13 protein-coding genes are annotated in these 17,973 nt (G+C 41.7%); 4 read left to right on the top strand and 9 right to left on the bottom strand.

Features of this window, described 5'->3' with window-relative positions:
* Positions 1-56: 56 nt before the first annotated feature.
* The 8 genes from C4S54_RS14430 to C4S54_RS14395 form a co-directional block, all read right to left on the bottom strand.
* On the bottom strand, positions 57-1,250 hold the full coding sequence (locus C4S54_RS14430) for a hypothetical protein (protein ID WP_103870143.1): 1,194 nt from the start codon (positions 1,248-1,250) through the stop codon (positions 57-59).
* A 16-nt stretch (positions 1,251-1,266) separates the two neighbouring features.
* A complete protein-coding gene (locus C4S54_RS14425) occupies positions 1,267-2,109 on the bottom strand; it encodes a hypothetical protein (protein ID WP_103870142.1) in 843 nt (280 codons plus the stop codon).
* Between the two features lie 12 nt (positions 2,110-2,121).
* Positions 2,122-3,423: a DUF5716 family protein gene (locus tag C4S54_RS14420; protein ID WP_103870141.1), complete on the bottom strand. Its 1,302-nt coding sequence runs from the start codon at positions 3,421-3,423 to the stop codon at positions 2,122-2,124.
* Positions 3,424-3,429: 6 nt separating this feature from the next.
* Complete coding sequence (locus C4S54_RS14415) at positions 3,430-7,020, bottom strand: DUF5717 family protein (RefSeq protein WP_103870140.1); 3,591 nt, start codon at positions 7,018-7,020, stop codon at positions 3,430-3,432.
* An 85-nt stretch (positions 7,021-7,105) separates the two neighbouring features.
* Positions 7,106-8,317 carry an ABC transporter permease gene (locus tag C4S54_RS14410; RefSeq protein WP_103870139.1) on the bottom strand — a complete coding sequence of 404 codons (1,212 nt, stop codon included), beginning with the start codon at positions 8,315-8,317 and terminating at the stop codon, positions 7,106-7,108.
* Positions 8,318-8,327: 10 nt separating this feature from the next.
* Positions 8,328-9,536 (bottom strand): ABC transporter permease, encoded by a 1,209-nt coding sequence (locus tag C4S54_RS14405; RefSeq protein WP_103870138.1) that lies wholly within the window; start codon positions 9,534-9,536, stop codon positions 8,328-8,330.
* Positions 9,537-9,574: 38 nt separating this feature from the next.
* Positions 9,575-11,212 (bottom strand): efflux RND transporter periplasmic adaptor subunit, encoded by a 1,638-nt coding sequence (locus C4S54_RS14400; protein WP_103870137.1) that lies wholly within the window; start codon positions 11,210-11,212, stop codon positions 9,575-9,577.
* Between the two features lie 44 nt (positions 11,213-11,256).
* A complete protein-coding gene (locus C4S54_RS14395) occupies positions 11,257-11,958 on the bottom strand; it encodes an ABC transporter ATP-binding protein (RefSeq protein WP_074889759.1) in 702 nt (233 codons plus the stop codon).
* A 373-nt stretch (positions 11,959-12,331) separates the two neighbouring features.
* On the opposite strand from C4S54_RS14395, the gene C4S54_RS14390 reads away from it, so the two are divergent.
* Genes C4S54_RS14390 through C4S54_RS14375 form a run of 4 tightly spaced genes read left to right on the top strand, consistent with a single transcriptional unit; the run spans position 12,332 to position 16,260 of the window.
* Positions 12,332-13,435, top strand: a complete 1,104-nt coding sequence (locus C4S54_RS14390) for an ABC transporter substrate-binding protein (RefSeq protein WP_103870136.1) — start codon at positions 12,332-12,334, stop codon at positions 13,433-13,435.
* Positions 13,410-14,426, top strand: coding sequence for a FecCD family ABC transporter permease (locus C4S54_RS14385; protein WP_103870135.1), 1,017 nt, complete (start codon positions 13,410-13,412; stop codon positions 14,424-14,426). Before C4S54_RS14390 ends, C4S54_RS14385 begins: the two co-directional genes overlap by 26 nt.
* Positions 14,423-15,457 carry a FecCD family ABC transporter permease gene (locus tag C4S54_RS14380; protein WP_103870174.1) on the top strand — a complete coding sequence of 345 codons (1,035 nt, stop codon included), beginning with the start codon at positions 14,423-14,425 and terminating at the stop codon, positions 15,455-15,457. The genes C4S54_RS14385 and C4S54_RS14380 overlap by 4 nt, the downstream gene beginning before the upstream one ends.
* Complete coding sequence (locus tag C4S54_RS14375; RefSeq protein ID WP_022772894.1) at positions 15,457-16,260, top strand: ABC transporter ATP-binding protein; 804 nt, start codon at positions 15,457-15,459, stop codon at positions 16,258-16,260. The genes C4S54_RS14380 and C4S54_RS14375 overlap by 1 nt, the downstream gene beginning before the upstream one ends.
* Positions 16,261-17,776: 1,516 nt before the next feature.
* On the opposite strand, the gene C4S54_RS14365 is transcribed toward C4S54_RS14375, so the two are convergent.
* Positions 17,777-17,965, bottom strand: a complete 189-nt coding sequence (locus C4S54_RS14365; protein ID WP_103870133.1) for a hypothetical protein — start codon at positions 17,963-17,965, stop codon at positions 17,777-17,779.
* Positions 17,966-17,973: the final 8 nt, after the last annotated feature.

The raw sequence follows: 17,973 nt of genomic DNA, 5'->3' as shown, positions 1-17,973 counted from the left end.
CACAAAAATAATACCATCTATCTTTTTTGCTGACAATGAAAAAAATACCCAAATGTTTACACATTTGGGTACATTTCTTCGTATCTTGAAACCATATCAAGTATTTCCTGAGCATATTGCGGGTAGAGCTTTGCAGTATCTTCGATCTCTCTTTTTGCATTACCCGCTACGATATTTCTGTTGTATTCCATCCGCTTTCTAAGGGACTGCCTTTGTACATTGAGGCTGTGCCTTATTTCAACCTCCTCATTGTGGCTTATAAGAGCCTCCACCTGATGAACCCATATATCAGGGTCTTTTACCCTGTAGTGCCTGAGGATATAAATAAGATCCTTTTGGTTTGCATCAAGGCTTCTTCTTGAGTCCTCGTATTTCTCGCGCTCTTTTTTCTCCTTCAGATACTTGTCATACATGCCGCTAAGCTCTGCAGAATTCATGACTCTGTACTTCATACAGAGGTAGTCGATAAGATTGGTGTTATTGACATACCTTATCTTTACTGAATTCTGAAGCATTATAAGCCTTGAAATGGACTTTTTTACACTCTTTAATTCAACCACAGCTCCGGTGCTCTGAACATACAGCACGGTGATAACTATGGCAGATAAAAGAATGCTTATCATAAAGCCATAGGTAACATTAAGCTTAAGTCCAAACTGTAATATCAGTAAAAAAATAATTATAAGACAGAGAGTTACTCCTATTACTATAGTAAGGGTCTTGGAACTCTCAATAGTTTTCTCAAGTTCCTCTTCTCTGAAAAGATATGCCTGATGCTCTGAATCAAGCCTCTTTAGATCATTCTTTATCTTCTTTTGAAAGCTTTCTGCTTCAAGGAGCTTTTCTGCTCCAATCTGTGCCTGAGCCTGAAGCCTTTCCATATGTTCAAAGTCTTCATCGCTCATTTTGCTCTTGCGCTTTACAAATTTCTCCTGCTGCTCCTGGGATTCAATTATTCTCTGGGCACAATCAGTGACCTCAGCCCTCTGCTCTGGCGGAAGTGAATCAATTTCCTCCATGTCCCTCAAATGGCTGGTAACATCTGCATATTCTACTTCAAGGGCGTCAAGCTGCCTGGAGGCTTCTTCCATCTGCTGGAGGCAGCTCCCAATGTACTCCCTTCTCTGAACCGGATCATCCATATCAAGGTCTTTTCTGGTATAGACAATATCATTCCAGTCCTGAAGTTCTTCCTGCATCACCCTGTCATCGGGTTTATTTCTTCCAAAAATATCATCCAAAAGTCCCATACGTAAGTCCCCCAGCTTATCCTACTTTACTTTTGACGAGATCTCTGTACTCGGTTTTCAGCTCCTCTGTAATCTTCCCCACCACATCATAATACTCGCCCATCTTGCCCTCTGCCTTGTAGACAGAAAGAGTTCCCACCGCAAGATTGGACTTGCTGCTTCCAAACAGCTCTTCGAGCTCATTTACCCGTCTTTCAAGAGCCATTGAAGCCTCATACATATCTTCATTATCCGTCACAAATGAAACATATTCCTTGTCAGAAAGATTCATTCTTAAAGCCCCAAGATACTGAATAAGTGACGCCTCATCGCCGCCATCCCTGTAGGCTTTCAGAAACATATCCGCAGCTCTTTCAAAGAGAAAGAGTCTCGCGTACATAACACCTTCATTGTGCTCTATCTTTGCTTTCGTCTTCTTATCAAGTTCGTCCGTATTATTTAAAAGAAATTCATATTCCTTGAATGCCATGCTATAGCGGTTATTTTTCAAAAGATAATCCGCACGGGCCATCTTTTTCCTGTAGACATCCATTCCTGCATTGGCTCTAAGTATCTCTTCAGTCCTGTCAACTTCCTTCTTACTGTTATACCCTACATAATCAAGAATGGTTCCCGCAAGAGACGCGATGGAGCACTTCTTCATGTACATGCTCCGAAGCTCATCCGCAAGTCTTTCTAGAGAGCACTCCTTCTCAATCCAGTCAAAAAGGTCATTTCCAAAGCTGTCCTCATCCAAAAGAAAAGCATTATTTACAAGTATGTAGCAAAGTTCCTCAATGCAGTAGACATTTTTGCCCACCTTTTCTATATGAAAGGGAGTCTTTGCATATGTTCCGATACAAAGAATTGGCTTACTCATAACATAACCTCATTACAGTTCAATTATCTGCTCCCAGGTCTTTCCCGAAGATGGGAACAGCTCTCCAAAGCCCAGATCCTGAACCTTGACGCCCACCTCATTTACAGAATTCATCTTCATGGAAATTCTAAGTCTCGTTGTCCCTTCCGGTCGTTTTTCAAGGCCGTCAAGATACAGCTGCACCATTTTGGGCATCTTTCCTGTGAGCGGAGTAACTTCAACATTAAGTATTCCACTTGGATCCATGATTATCTCGATAGAAACCTCAGCCTCATACCAGTTGGTTCCCGCATCAAGAAGTGCACAATACACTTCTGTTCCGCATTTCATCAGCTTCATTCCGAGATTGGATTTTAATTTATCCTCTCCAAGGAATACATATTTTTTGGAATGCTCCGAAGGTTTTATCCTTTCTCTTGCTGCAATACTGGCTCCCTTACTAAAGAGATTATTGCCCTGGAATACCCTTCTTGTTCTGCACAAAAACTCCAAAGACCTTTTTGCCCATTTGTCCCTGAAGCCGTCCCCTAACAGGAACACAGTAGATATGATCTTTTCACCGCAGACCTTCTGCATTATCGTAAGGAACTCATCATCAAGTCTCTCGCAGGTCTTGTGGTACAAAGCGGCTTCCTTGGGAAATCCAGCCGGATCAATCCTTAAATTGTCAAAAGAGCTGTCTTCAATAGTTGCCACGATCGGTGTTGTATTGTGGTTTAATGTCATTTCATAGACATTAAGTTTTTCCATGTCATAGTCACAGGCAAGGATCACATGATGCATCAGATCATCCGGCTGATACAGCATGTAATTATAAAAGCTCTCCTGATGGCTCTGATAAAATATGTTTTTTGTCTTAAGCTCAAGAGCTGATGTAACGGCATTTAAAACCTGAACCATTCTGTGGTCAAGGCTGCTTGTTGTTATCATTATGGCATCCACATTATCAAGTGAAAGCTCCATAGATAAAAGTGACAGACTTCTTTTAACAAACAGGGTCAAAAGAGCTATAGGATCATACTCGGTCCCTGCCACCATCACAGGCTTACCAGCCCTTGCCGACGCTAAAAGATCAGGAGCAGCAGTTGCATCGCCCTCCTGAATATGGCGCACCGCCTCTTTTCCATAAAACCACTGATTTACATCATTTCTTTTGCACAGCACGGTAGGAATATTATACAGTTCTGCTCCGGCCAGTACTGAGAGAGTCTCCGGCATATCCGCATCTGAAGCCAGATAGCTTATCTGCGAAACCTTCTCGCCCAAATCATATCCCAGCACAAAGCGCTTTTCATCCGAACTCCCAAAAAGCATATCCTATCATCCTTCTTCGCCATTATCTAAAAAGGCCGTAAACAGCCTGTCACAAACAAATCTCTTTTTACCAAGCTCCAAAAGAAGCTTATCCACAGTGTCATAATCCTGGAGAGTCTCTCCGATCATGATATCGTTGATATAACTGAACCTGCTGCCTGTATGAGTCTTTATAATATCGCTCTTCTGAATGGTTCCACTCTCCGTGAGAACATCCTCTCCAGTTTCTGAATCCTCTGTGATGTAGTACTGGAGCTGCTCTCCAAAGAAAAGAACAAAAGAAGCAACGAATATTCCTTCATACATCTCGCGCATTTCCATGCTCTTGTACTCATTGTCCTCATCCCCTGCAAGTCTGTAATGGACATAGCAGTGCTTCTGCGGCATGGTCCTGTATTCAAGCATGGTTTTATCGGTAAACTGCACCATTTCAGGAAGAAGCTCTTCATACTCTGTAAAGAACGGGAAATATATCTTTTTATCCACAAGTTCTCTAAGAAATGCTACAGCTACATCCTGACTATATTCTTCACCCGTCTTTTTCTCATTGGCGTAGTACCTAAGATACGCAAGCTTACATACATCAAGAAGAGGAACCCCCATCAGTGCAAGGCTCTCTATCCTCTGATAGACAAATCCGTCGGTGACTTTTCCACGAACAAAACTGTCATATGCACACTGTGAAAGGAAGGCAACCTCAATATCAGTGCTGGCTCCGCTCTTTACATAGGATTTAAAGATCTCGATCTTTTCACCTACAAAGGAACCGCTATAGAGCATCTGCAGAAGCATTCGCTCAGCAAGTGGATAGGTATCAAGACCAAAAGACTGCGCTGCCCTGAACACATCCCTCATCTCTTTGATGGTACCGTTAAAGTTTGCCACCAGATACTTTAACAGCTGCTCATCATATTTTGCCTTGGAAAAGGCATAATAAGCTATCTCAATTTCCTGCGGTCCATTATCATAAATATCCCTGTCAAGCATCCTTGAGCACATACGCAGGATAATCTTAGGGTCAATTGAATAGGTTCCGTATGTCTTTATCCACTCCATGGCCTTATCGTAGAGTCCGGCCATTACCATAAGCTCCAATAGTTCATCGCGCTCCGTGGTGCTTATATCAAGCGGATCGATATTCACAAGATACTCAGTAAGCTGCCTTGTAAAATCATTGTCATAGTAGAACCTGATAAGATTATTTCTTATCTCATTCTTTACCTTTTTTCTGACATACTCTGAATCAGCAAGATCTCTGTATCTGCTCACATTGTCCATATCGATGGTGTAAGCATTCTTGCCAAGATCACACAAAAACAGATCCAGGTTCTCTTTTCCCTTCTGAATATAAGGAATTGCATAGTCTGTCAGCTTCCCGGGTATCATCATTCTGATATTGGTATAAGCAATCGTAGTTGCATACCTGTTATCATCCCTGTCTGTCAAAAGAACTGTATAATCATTGCCGTACAAAGGAACGTAAGCCTTGCCATCAGTTACCTGATAGCGCATTTCCTTTGCACACTTGTCGTAAATAACGCAGACGCTGTTCACTCTTTTATCTGAGGTTTTTATCTCAGCTGTATTTATGACATACAAAACCTTAGGTGCATTGGCTGCATCAACCATCTGCTTTGTGAGCAAATTCTTGTAAAGATATCCAAGATCCTTATTGATCCTGCCCCTGTCAAGCTGAGCCATGAGAAACTTCTCAATCTGTGGCAGATAAGTTTCATAGAGCTCAGGGTAATCCTGCCTTCTCTCATGAATATATCTGTAAAGGATCGCATTTTTATCATACTCAAGGTCACTCTGGTAAGAGAAGTACATGAGAACCATCTTGCTTATCTCACACGGAAGAGTTCCCTCATCAGTTACATAGATGGACATCATGTAATACTCATAGAGCCTTGTTATACGAAGCTGCCTGTCGACACCAAGGACATACCACTCAAAAGCTGCCTTTGAAGTCTTACCTCCCTTTATCAAAAGAGATACGATAGCTTCAAGGACAAGATCATTTTCTTTTACCTCATAGCAGGCCTTTAAAATCCTGTAGAGCCTGTCGCTGTAGCCTCGAACGCGGGTTGAAAGATATACTATCTGATCGATCAGATTAAGGCTTATGATCTGTTTCTTGGCACCGTACTCAAGAACATAGAGTTCAAAGTCCTCAAGCCTTGTCAGGATCGAAGGCGTCTCATTTAAAAGTCCCATGGCCTCGAGGTAAAGTATCGGACTCCTGCATCCAAGCGCAAACTGTTCCTCGATACTCATCCACTTTCTGGGACTCGATGACGCATACTCATCAGCCACATACTGAATAAGCCAGGCAATACGCCAGTTATCCGGATTGCGCCTAAAAATCCCCTCAAGTCTCTCAGCCACATCATTCAAATAACTCTCTTCTTTACTACAAAGCGTAGAAAGGTAGAGATAGTAGCTATAGAGTGTATCTCCTGGAGAATCAAGGGCCTCTTTCTCGGCTTTGTCAAGAATCCACTTGCCCTCATTAACTCTTCCTGCAGTAATATAATAATGAGCTGTATAGAGCCTGAACTCCAGGTCCTTATCATCAATTGCATTCATCTTGGCAATTATCTTGCCTGTATCTGAGACCCAGGCTCTGGCGGTTATCTTTTTACATCTGTAATTCTCATAGGCCCTGACAAGCTCGACCTTAAGCTGCTTTTTCTCCTGATAATCCGCTGTAGGATGCCTGCCTGTAAGCTCCACTGCCACTGTCACAGGAATCTCAGTCTTAAAAAAGGCATTCCTGAAAATGATCCTGCCAAAGTTGTTACCCTCATGGAGCATTTCTGTCCTAAGCCTTATCTTTATATGGCAGGAACTGCCGCTAAAACTCTCATCATTTAGATCTGTTTTATCAAGGCTTATAAAATCCCCATCCACATCGGCATGAAGGTCAGTATAGCCCCATCCATTTCTGGTTATGAGGATTCCATAGTCATGAGTAGTTCCCGTAAAATCAATATGCATCTCTTCCTGATCAATAATATATTCAACAGGCTTCTTTTTATTGATACTTATGAGAAACTCTTCAACGTTCTGCTCATTAACCCTGCCCACAGAAAGCCCTCTGTAAAGGCTCTCGTACTGGCTGTCATTTCCCTGGAATACACTTATAAAATCCTTGGAATAAAAGAGGTCAACTGCCTCCTTCCAATCAGTCTTAGCTAAATTTGCAAAATGGAAAAGATTTTTGATATCACCAAGGCTTGATGCTATATGATCATGCCTTACTGTGACTACAAACGGAAGAACATACTCTCCCTGATTAGATATGATCCTGAAATCCCCCTGGTGAACATCACCCTTGGAAAGGCCTCTTGAATCATACCTGTAAGAAACTTCATATGGTGAACCTGTAAACTCCGGAGTTATAACCTCCATCCTGATATCTGTTGATGAAATCCTGCCTGTGACAAACCTGTTCTCAGGTCCGAATATAGTAAAAGAGCCTTCGACTTCTTCATCCGGTCCCAAAGAAATCTCAACTCTGGGCACAGAAAAATCCAGGCTCTTATCATCATATTCAAACTGCCCCTTAAGGAGTCTCTCCACAATCTCTCTCACAAGCTCACCCCAAAAACATTCTTACTACCTAGTATATCACACTAAGGCCGTTTTTAGTACTCATGGAGTGACAGTGAAACTAACTTTACTCCGTTCTAAGGGCTTCAATTGGATCAAGTTCAGCAGCGCGCTTTGCAGGATATATTCCAAAGAAAAGGCCTATAGCTGTAGAAATAGCTACTACAAGCAGCACCAATAGCGGATTTACAGAGAACGCAAATCCTATCACCGTGCAGATAAGGTACGCCAGGGAAAGCCCCAGGATAATGCCTATGATACCACCCGTAAATGTAAGTATTGATGCCTCCGCTAAAAACTGCGTAAGTATGGATGATGTACGGGCTCCGAGAGACTTTCTGATACCTATCTCTCTTGTCCTTTCTGTAACAGAAACAGTCATGATATTCATAACGCCGATACCTCCAACCAAAAGAGATATGGCAGCAATTATGGCAACAACAGAGGTTATGATCGTAAGAATAGTATCTGTAGTCTGATCAAATCCATAACCGGAAGACACCTTTACAGCACCTTCGCCTCTAAGTCCCATGACATTCTCAACAACTGACCTTGCCTGAGACAAAACAGCATTTTTGTACTCACTGTCAAGATAAATTGTAAAGCTCTCCAGAGTATCCAGATTCAGACTGTATACGCCAGCAGCTGCAGTATATGGCACATCTCCCATATACATAGGTTCCTCCATATAACCGGCATATGCTGTATCCATTGAAGTATCTTCTCGTATGCCAATTACCAAAAACTCTCCGGTAAGATCATAAGCTGTGATAGTAACAGTCTCTCCTACTGCTTCTTCATATCCAAATAACTTTTTTGCAGCTATCTGGCTAAGTACACAGACTTTTTTACCATCTTCTACATCTGAAGCGTTGAAGTAACGACCGTGAACCATTTTCACGCCTGCGCCATATTCCATTGCCTCACTTCCACAGCTTAAGCTCATATCATAAGCCTGGCCACGCACCATAGTTTCTCCCCAAATAGTAATGCTTGGAGATACTCCGTATATATTCTCGAGTCCCTCATCTATCCTGTCCAGATCATCCTTAGTAAAAAGCTTATCTGTTTTTGTATTATCCAATGAAACTGATACAGTAGTGGCACCAATGGAATCCATTTCACTGTTCACCGTAGCCTTCATGCCGTCTCCGATGATCAAAACGGTCAGAACCGCAGCGATTCCTATTATGATTCCAAGCATTGTAAGAAAAGATCTTCCTTTATTGTTCCTTATGCTTGAAAGCGCACTTTTTATATATTCTCCAAAAGTTCCCATTTTATATTCCTTATAATCTCAGCGCATCGATCGGCTTCATTTTTGCAGCTTTTCTTGCCGGGTACAGTCCAAAAAACAGTCCCACTAAAATAGAGAAAAATGCTGCTCCAAGTACTGATGAAGGTGTAATGATAACGTTAAATCCTATAGCAGTACAGATAATATGCGCAAGGATTATTCCCAAAATAATCCCAACAATTCCACCAAGGAATGTAAGGATGGATGCCTCAAACAAAAACTGCGACATGATAGCTGCAGTTTTTGCGCCAATTGATTTTCTTATGCCGATTTCTCTTGTTCTTTCTGTTACAGAAACAAGCATAATGTTCATTACGCCTATTCCACCTACCACCAGGGAAATAACTGAAACCAGTAAAAGAAATGAAGACGCATAGCCAAGGATCTGATCAAGCTGTTTTGAGAAATCAGCCATACTATATCCTGATATGGCATTAGTTCCCCTAAGGCCATGAGTGTTCATAAGGATATTTTTGGCCTCGGTAACTCTGTCATTTAGTATTCCCTGATCAGCAAAAAGAACCAGACTATAAAGCTTATCTGCCTCATAATCAAAATCCGCGCAAAATGCTGTATATGGAGCTTCTATCTGAGCGTAGTAGTCCTGCCCCTCCATAAGAAAAGTATACATTTCATTCATGTGATCACGAAGCCCTACAACAGTATAGGTTGCAGTCTTCCCCCACATGGTTATCTCTATTTCATTGCCAATACACTCATCTGTTCCAAAGAGTTTTATAGCATCATCTATGAGCATGACACACACTCTTTGTCCACCTTCAACCTGCTGCCTTGTAAAATAAGACCCCTTTACAATTCCATTTCCAAGAGCATATTCAAAAGCCTCTGTTCCGGCACTTACATTTGCTTCAAAAGTACCTCTTTTTGCCTTTACCTTTCCATACCCGGAAAAATTAGGAGATACACCCTTTATATCAGGAAGCTCATCCTCAATCAGTCTCATATCTTCTCTGGTAAAAAATTCAGAGGTTTTCTTTGTGTTTATACTTATTATTCCGTAGTTACCGGCTATTCCGTTAAGCTGACTCTGCACAAACTCAGTCATGCCGTTTCCCAGAGCAACAACAGCAATTACTGCCGCTATACCTATGACAATTCCAAGCATCGTCATAAGAGTACGATAGCCATTACCAATTATCTGCTTGATCGCACTTTTAAAATATTCACCAAACTGTCCCATTATCTTTTATCCAAACATCTCTGTTAAAAACATGCTTATCACATGTTATTAACAGCTACTGCCATACCTTCTGTGAGCGTTGATACATCTGACGAGATAACTTCATCTCCTTCAGACAATCCTTCGATTACCTGTGCCTCTGTGCTTGTTGAAATACCAACTGTTACATTCTTTCTTGTTACTACGCCATTTTCAACAACATATACATAGTCGCCTTCTGCATCTGTCTGAATATATTCATATGGAAGAACGATAGTGTTGTCGGCCTTTTCAGCATGGATCTTATTTGTTGCTTCAACACCAAGGATTATGTCATTGTCAGGATTAGTAACCTTTATGATTGTCTCTACTACTGCAACGCCGTTGCTATTCTTTGTGGCATTACCTGATATCTTGGTAACTTCGCCATCATATGCTTTTCCGTTGATTGTTATATCAACCTTCTGGCCAACTGCAATCTTAGGAAGATCACTCTTTGAAACAGAAAGAGCAACCTGGACATCTTCAAGATTTGCCATTGTAACCATCTTAGCTCCTGCAGTAACTGTTGCGCCCTCTACTACAGCAACTTCTGTAACTACGCCGTTAAAGTCTGCCTTTACGCCTTCCTTTGCAGCTTCGAGCTTATCAATTGTATCCTGCTGAGTGAGCTGAGTTGACTCATAGGAAGCCTTTGATGAAGCTGCTGTTCCGCCATTAACCTGAGCTGCCTTTGCAGATGAAAGGTGGCTCTGCTCCTCTTTAAGGGCTGTGATCTGATCATTCCAAGACTTGATCTCGGCATCAGTCTTAAGAGCATATGATACGTCATTGTATGTCTGCTCAAGAGCAAGGATCATCTGTCTGTCGCCCTCTGATGGCTCTTTGTATTCTCCATCTGTCTTATTGCCGGACTCATTTCTTGTAATGTATGAGTTGCTTCCTGCATCAAAGTATTGTTCATACTTATCATCAATACTGTTCTGGTTTATATCGTACTGAGTATTCTGTATATCTTTAAGAGTCTGATTGATCCTGTTTGTTTTCTCAGTGATCTTGTCGTTAAGCGAATTGATCTCCGCAGTGATCGCATCAAGTCTGTCATTGATCTGCTGAGCTGTCATTCCCTCTGCATATTTTCTGTCTGCAGCTCCAACTGCTGAATAAAGTGAATTATAATTTCCCTTTGCCTGAGTGATTGCAAGCTGGGCTGTCTTCTCAGCAAGGTCAAGAGCCTCTGTGTCATATGTGTACAAAACATCGCCGCTTGACACCTTATCGCCAACCTTGATATCAAGAGTTTCAATTGGTGCAGCTACTTCTGAAAAGTAAGTCTTGGTCTCAGCACTCTGAACTGTTCCTGAGATAGAAAGAACATTCTCTATGTTTCCAAGTACAACAGGTGAAGTCTCAACCATTGTCACCTGATTCTGTCCAACAAGGAACTGTCTTCCTATGGCGCCAAGTATCAAAACAGCTGCCACGCCGCCAACTATATATCTCTTCTTTAATTTGAATTTCTTTTTACCTGTAACTTCTTCAGGAGGTGTTGCCTCCTCATAATCATCATAAACCTCTGCAGTGCTTCCTGTTGTTTCCTTTATAACTGCAGTTTCAGCTGCATCTTCCTTAACAGCTTCATTTGTCACAACTTCTTTATTTTCTTCAAGATTTTTGTCTTTCTTGTTCTCTGACATTTTTCTCCTCCATACTTTTCAATATCGGTTTTTATCAAAACAAATCAATCATCCTTATAATTCTTATTGATCACATCACTCTTTATCTGACCATCTGAAATCGTGATTATTCTCTTTGCCTGCTCTGCTATTCCAGGGTCATGAGTGATTATTATTACGGTTCTTCCTTCTTTATAGAGCCTCTTGATAATACTGATTATCTCTTTTGTTGAAGCTGTATCCAGGTTACCTGTGGGCTCATCTGCCAAAAGAATTGGTGGTGCCTGCGCAATAGCTCTGGCTATAGCAACTCTCTGCTGCTGACCACCTGACATTTCATTTGGCTTATGTGTCTTTCTTTTTTCAAGGCCGACACTGTTTAAAGCAGCATTTGCAAGTCTGTCTCTTTCTCTTTTACCAACTCCGCGATAGATAAGTGGAAGCTCCACGTTCTCCAAAGCAGTAAGCGATGGTATCAGGTTAAATCCCTGAAATATGAAACCAATTTCCCTGTTACGCACGTCGGACTGCTCATCATCTGTCATATGAGAAACGTCCTGACCATGCAGAAAGTATTTTCCACTGGTTGGTGTATCCAAACACCCAAGCATATTCATAAGGGTAGATTTTCCGGAACCGGATTGACCTATTATGGCGACAAATTCGCCCTCTCCAATAGTAAGGCTCACGTGATTAAGAGCCCTTACCTCATTTTCACCAGGATTATAAATCTTACTTACATCCTTGATCTCTACTAGTTTTTTCATAACATCCCTCAACGTAAGAATCTTTCTTACGCCTCTTTTACACAATTTAATCCCACGTCACTTTTTATCATGCCCTAATTGCCAAGTAAAATCAAGCTTTACCAATTTAAATTATAAAAATTTAATAAACTGAGCACAATTTCGAAACACTTTTTGAAATATATCACACAACATAAAAACAAGCCTGATTACACTTAATCGGGCTTGTTTTACACTTTATTTGTGTCTGTACTCCGCAAATAGTTTTATCCCGGTTAATCGATTTTACTAGATTTAATTGTTGACAACTCGTGATTTCTATGAGATTATTGTTAGCACTTGCTAACGCTGCGTTAGCAGCAGCTAATTATAATAACACTAGAGGAGTAAAATTATGAAGAACAAACTTATTTCAGCTTTATTCGCAGGTCTCCTTGGCCTTAGCGTCGTGGCATGTGGAGCAACATCCGAAACTGCCACAGTAGATACTGCAGCAACTGACAGTTCAGAAGCAACAACTGTTTTCGGATCAGAATCAACAGAAGGATCTTCTTCAGTTTCTGAAGACAGCGCTTCTAATAGCGATGCAACTTTCCCACTCACGATCACTCATGGACTTGGCGAGACCGTTATCGAGGAAAAGCCTGAAAACGTTGTAGCAATTGCATGGGGAAATCCTGATGTTCCTCTCGCTCTTGGAATTGTACCTGTTGGAATTTCAGAAGCAAATTTCGGACCAAGGGATGAAAACGGCCTTCTTGCATGGACAGCAAAAGCATTTGAAGATCTCGGTGCTACTCCTAATGTATTTGATGATACAGACGGATGGGACTACGAAGCTATCTCAGACTGCCAGCCTGATGTAATCCTTGCAGCTTACTCAGGACTTAGCCAGGAAGAATATGACAGACTCAGCGAAATTGCTCCTGTAGTTGCATATCCTACAATTGCCTGGACAACAACATGGCAGGAAGAGACCATAAATGATGCTGCAGCCCTTGGCCTTGAAGCTGAAGGAAGAGCCCTTGTTGCTGATGTTGAACAGCTTATTTCTGACAAGCTCTCCCAGTACCCTGACCTCAATGGAAAAAGAGTTGCATTTTTCTGGCTCTCAGAAGATGACCTCGGAACCTTCTATATTTATACAAACAACGATCCAAGAGCAGCATTTCTTGGAGATCTTGGATTTGTAACTCCAGAGAGCGTAACTGGACTTATTGATGATCCAAATGCTTTTTCAATAACAGTAAGTGCTGAAAACGCTGATGTTCTTAGCGACGTTGATATCATCATTACATATGGTACAGAGTCACTTGTTACAGCAATGCAGAATGACGGAAGATTTTCAAATATTCCTGCCGTAAACAACGGCGCATTCGTTTTACTTGATTCAAATGATGCTCTTGCAGCAGCAAGCACACCAACAGTTCTTTCTATTCCTTACGCAATTGATGATTATCTGGAAGTGTTAAATGAAGCAGCAAAAAAGATACAGTAATACAAAACTAATCATAGGAACAATAATACTGATCATTCTGACAATTGCCGGTGCCATTCTTTCAATAGTATATGGCAGTAAGAACGTACCCATTGCTGATATAGTCAGCTTTTTTACCGGAAAAGAAACAGATAAGTTCATTGCAGCTGTAATTTCTGCCAGAGTTCCAAGGACAGTCTTCGGCCTCATTGCCGGAGGCTGCCTTGGCGTTTCCGGTGCAATGATGCAGTCTATCACAAGGAACCCAATAGCAGACCCAAGCATTCTTGGTGTAAACACAGGTGCTTCTCTCATGGTAGTTATAGGCATTGCATACCTTAATATTTCTTCCGGAATTGGACTTATAGGGCTATCTTTCATAGGGGCTATGGCCACTGCATTTTTTGTCTACGGAATTGCAAGCGTAGGCTATGGCGGGGCAACTTCTTTAAAGCTGGCCCTTGCTGGAACAGCCGTGTCAACTGCCCTTGGTGCCATTGTTAATACTATCATGCTTCCAGACTCACAGGTCATGAAGGAATTTCGTTTCTGGCAGGTAGGAAGCATCAGTGGTGGAAGCTGGGAAGATGTAAAACTGCTCCTTCCTTTCTTTTTGGCAGGACTTATCCTCTCTTTACTTTGTTCATCACCACTTAATGCATTGTCACTTGGCGATGAAATGGCTATCTCACTGGGTGTAAAAGTCGGACAGATAAGGATAGTATCCGCATTTGCAGGAGTTCTTCTCTGTGCATCTGTAACCGCCCTTGCAGGGCCCATTGGATTTGTGGGGCTTATGCTACCCCATGTTATAAGGCAGCTTTTTGACAATGACATGAGAATTATTGTTCCACTATCTGCTATAGGTGGGGCAGCTCTTTTGACAATTTCGGATGTTTTAGGAAGGATTCTTGGAAGTCCGGGAGAACTTGAGGTTGGAATCATCACAGCCATCCTTGGTGCCCCGGTATTTGTAGCAATTGTATGGATGACAAAGGCCAAAAATATATGACGACCAAACTAGAAACAGATTTAAAAAATATATATTCAAAGCAGCGAAAAAGAAATATCGCATGTGCTCTATTTTTCATTATTATCATTGCTATTCTCGCAGTCCTCATGATGACAATAGGAAATACGAATTATTCACTAAGCGAAGTCATTAAGGTACTTCTAAGCGATGAGACAAAAGGGGCTGCCTACACCATAAAAAGTCTAAGGCTTCCAAAGCTTATTGTTGGAGGTCTTGCCGGTTTTTCTTTTGGACTTGCAGGCTACACTTTTCAAAACCTTTTAAGGAATCCTCTCGCTTCTCCTGACATTATCGGAGTTACCGCAGGTTCCTCTGCCGCTGCAGTTTTCTGCATCCTGATACTTGGTATCAGCGGAGCTGTTGCTTCAATCTTCTCAGTAGTAGCAGGTCTTTTAGTTACAGGACTTATTCTTTTACTCTCTGGTAAAGGAAATGCCTTCAGCAGCAGAATGATCCTCATAGGAATCGGTTTTCAGGCAGTTTTGAATGCCCTTATTTCCTGGATGCTGCTTGTTGGTTCTGAATACGATGTAGGAACAGCGCTAAGATGGCTTCGTGGAAGCCTCAATCCCGTTCAGATGTCTGATGTTCCGGCTATAACAATAATGACTGTTCTAGCAGGTGGAGCTCTCCTATTCTGCAACAAAGAACTCAGGATCATGCAGCTTGGAGACGAATATGCTACTACTCTTGGTGCATCGATAAATATTATCAGGATATGTTGCCTTATCTGCGCTTTGCTCCTATCCTCAGTAGCAACTGCCGCAACAGGTCCCATTGCTTCAGTAGCTTTTTTATCAGGCCCTATAGCAACAAAGCTAACAAGGAATGGATCTATCGCAATGCTGACTTCCGGATTTGTTGGAGTAATACTTGTTTACGCTTCCGAGCTTATAGGCAAAAATCTTTTTGAAACCAGCTACCCTGTGGGAGTCGTAACAGGACTTTTGGGGGCTCCATACCTGCTACTGCTTTTACTTAATATCAATAAAAAAGGAGAAAAGATCTGATGAGTAAGATTGCACAGAGTCACACTTTCACTGCAAATGGGATATATGCAGGCTATGACAATAAACTAATTATAGAAGATATGAATTTGAGCATTCCCGCAGGAAAGTTCAGCGTTTTGATCGGACCCAACGGATGCGGCAAATCCACCTTGCTTAAGAGTTTTGCAAGGCTTCTGTCTCCTTCAAAGGGAAATATCCTTCTTGATGGAAACCCAATTTGCGAACTCCCCACAAAACAGCTTGCTAAAAAAGTTGGTCTTCTACCACAGTCACCTATCGTTCCTGCAGGAATAACTGTAGCTGACCTTGTTGCCAGAGGAAGATTTCCCTATCAGAATCTTTTTGGCCAGCTCACCAAGGCTGACTATGAAGCCATCTCCTCAGCAATGTGTGCAATGGGAATAACAGAACTTGCCGACAAACAGGTAGATTCTCTTTCAGGCGGGCAAAGACAGCGCGTATGGATTGCACTTGCACTAGCCCAGGACACAGATATACTGCTGCTTGACGAACCTACCACATATCTTGACATTGCATATCAGGTAGAAATTCTTGACTGCCTTGCCAAGCTAAATGAGATAAAGAAAGTTACAATCGTTGCAATACTGCACGACATTAATCTCTCAATCAGATATGCTGATCACATATTTGCTATGAAAAAGGGAAAACTTGTAGCAAGCGGTAACCCCAAAGATATCATAACTCCTGAACTCATGCAGGAAATTTACGGAATGGACAGTTCCATCATACTTGACCCTGAGACCGGTGATCCTTATGTGATCCCTAGAAGCAAGGCAAGTTAAGGGTATCTCCAAGTTATTTAAATTGAAGAGATTAGGGAGAGTATTCTGTTGTATGCGATAAGCATACATCAGAGTACTCTCTTTTTGTATATGCGTAAGTGAGTTAGGATACATAGGGACGATTCAAATAGATTAATCTATGTTACGAATACGTACGCCACCATTGACTGAACCTGAGGAAAACGCCTTGTCAGCTTTGCCGACGGTGAGGATGATGGGAACAGTAGATTTTCTCGCACCGTCGGATTCAGCATTGTAGCGTTTTCCTCAGAACCCGTCAATGGCAAGCACCTGCGGTGTGGCTGGGTTAAGGTGCCTCAGGATCCAATTCCGAGAACAGTAGGGGTGGCTACTTTCAATAATGTGTAGGGGCAATAACAGCAGAAGGCTACTTTCAAGGATATGTAGAGCTAAGAACAGCAAATGCAGATACTTTCTAGAATGTGAAGGGCTATATGCCAGCGGCTCCCGTTGTAAAGATAGCCGAAATGCTGTTTTGGGTATATAGCTTGTTTTCAATAGCTCGGCCACCTGTAATAAAACCGTTTTTGGGCATATACGGTAATTATCCGTCCACAGCCACCCTTTTAACGGGTGGCCAGAGGCTTGAAATCAGCCTATATGCCCATTTGAGCGCTCGTGAGGGGTGGCTGACATCGCAAAAAGCTGCTATATGCCCAAAACGATATTTTTTCTATTATATTGATCGTTATACGGACGGAATGATTTTTATAACAGCGATTTTCTGAGATATAGGATAAAACCTGAATTTCTATCGAAATCCACTTTGATAATACCTATCATGACCAGAAACATGACCTAAGTAATAGAAAAATACAAAATAGGTCATGAATTTTGTAGCAGTTTAAGCAGTATCACGATAAAAAATATGACCTAAATAAAAGAAAAATACAGAATAGGTCATAATTTTTTTAATAGCACAGCGATATCACGCCAAAAAACATGACCTAGACAGGTGAAAAATGCTATTTAGGTCATGTTTTCAAGTAATAGCATGTATCCATGCAAGCGTATCCTCGTATGTTACAATAAATCAATTATCACAGTAAAATGAGCATATAGCCCTGCACATCCTTGAAAGTAGCCATCCCTACTGTTCTCGGAGTCAGAGCCCGAGGCAATAACACCCAGCCACACCGAAGGTGCTCGCCATTGACGGGTTCTGAGGGAAACGCTACAATGCTGAATCCGACGGTGCATGAAAATCTACTGTTCCCATCATCCTCACCGTCGGCAGAACCTGCAGGGCGTTTTCCTCAGGTTCAGTCAATGGTGGCGGACGGAGACGCAATCTAAAACTTTTCTAAGAGAATATGAGAGACGACTCAATAGGCTTTAAATTGGGAACTAATCACTAGAGCCGTCCCATTTTCCTACAGAGCCAATTACTTACGCATATACAAAAAGAGAGTATTCTAATATATACTAATTGCATACATCAGAGTACTCTCCCTAATCTACAAAATAAATAATCAACTTTTCACAGCTCATCATTTTATTTTGATGCCATCCGTTTGCCACACTTTTTGCATTTTAGAACAGGTTTTTTCAATACCTTAACATCGGTCTTCACAAACTCATGATCTCCGCCTTTAGGGCAGTTTCCCTTGCGCTTAGCGCCGCCAATTACATCCTCAAGATAATCGTCTGTTATTTCCATTCTTACATTTTTATTCTCATCCATTTTCGTAC

The sequence above is a fragment of the Butyrivibrio sp. Su6 genome, assembly GCF_900108105.1.
In the GTDB taxonomy this organism is placed as follows: domain Bacteria; phylum Bacillota; class Clostridia; order Lachnospirales; family Lachnospiraceae; genus Butyrivibrio.
Note: the sequence above shows the minus strand (reverse complement) of the source record. Positions and strands in the feature narration are given on the sequence as shown.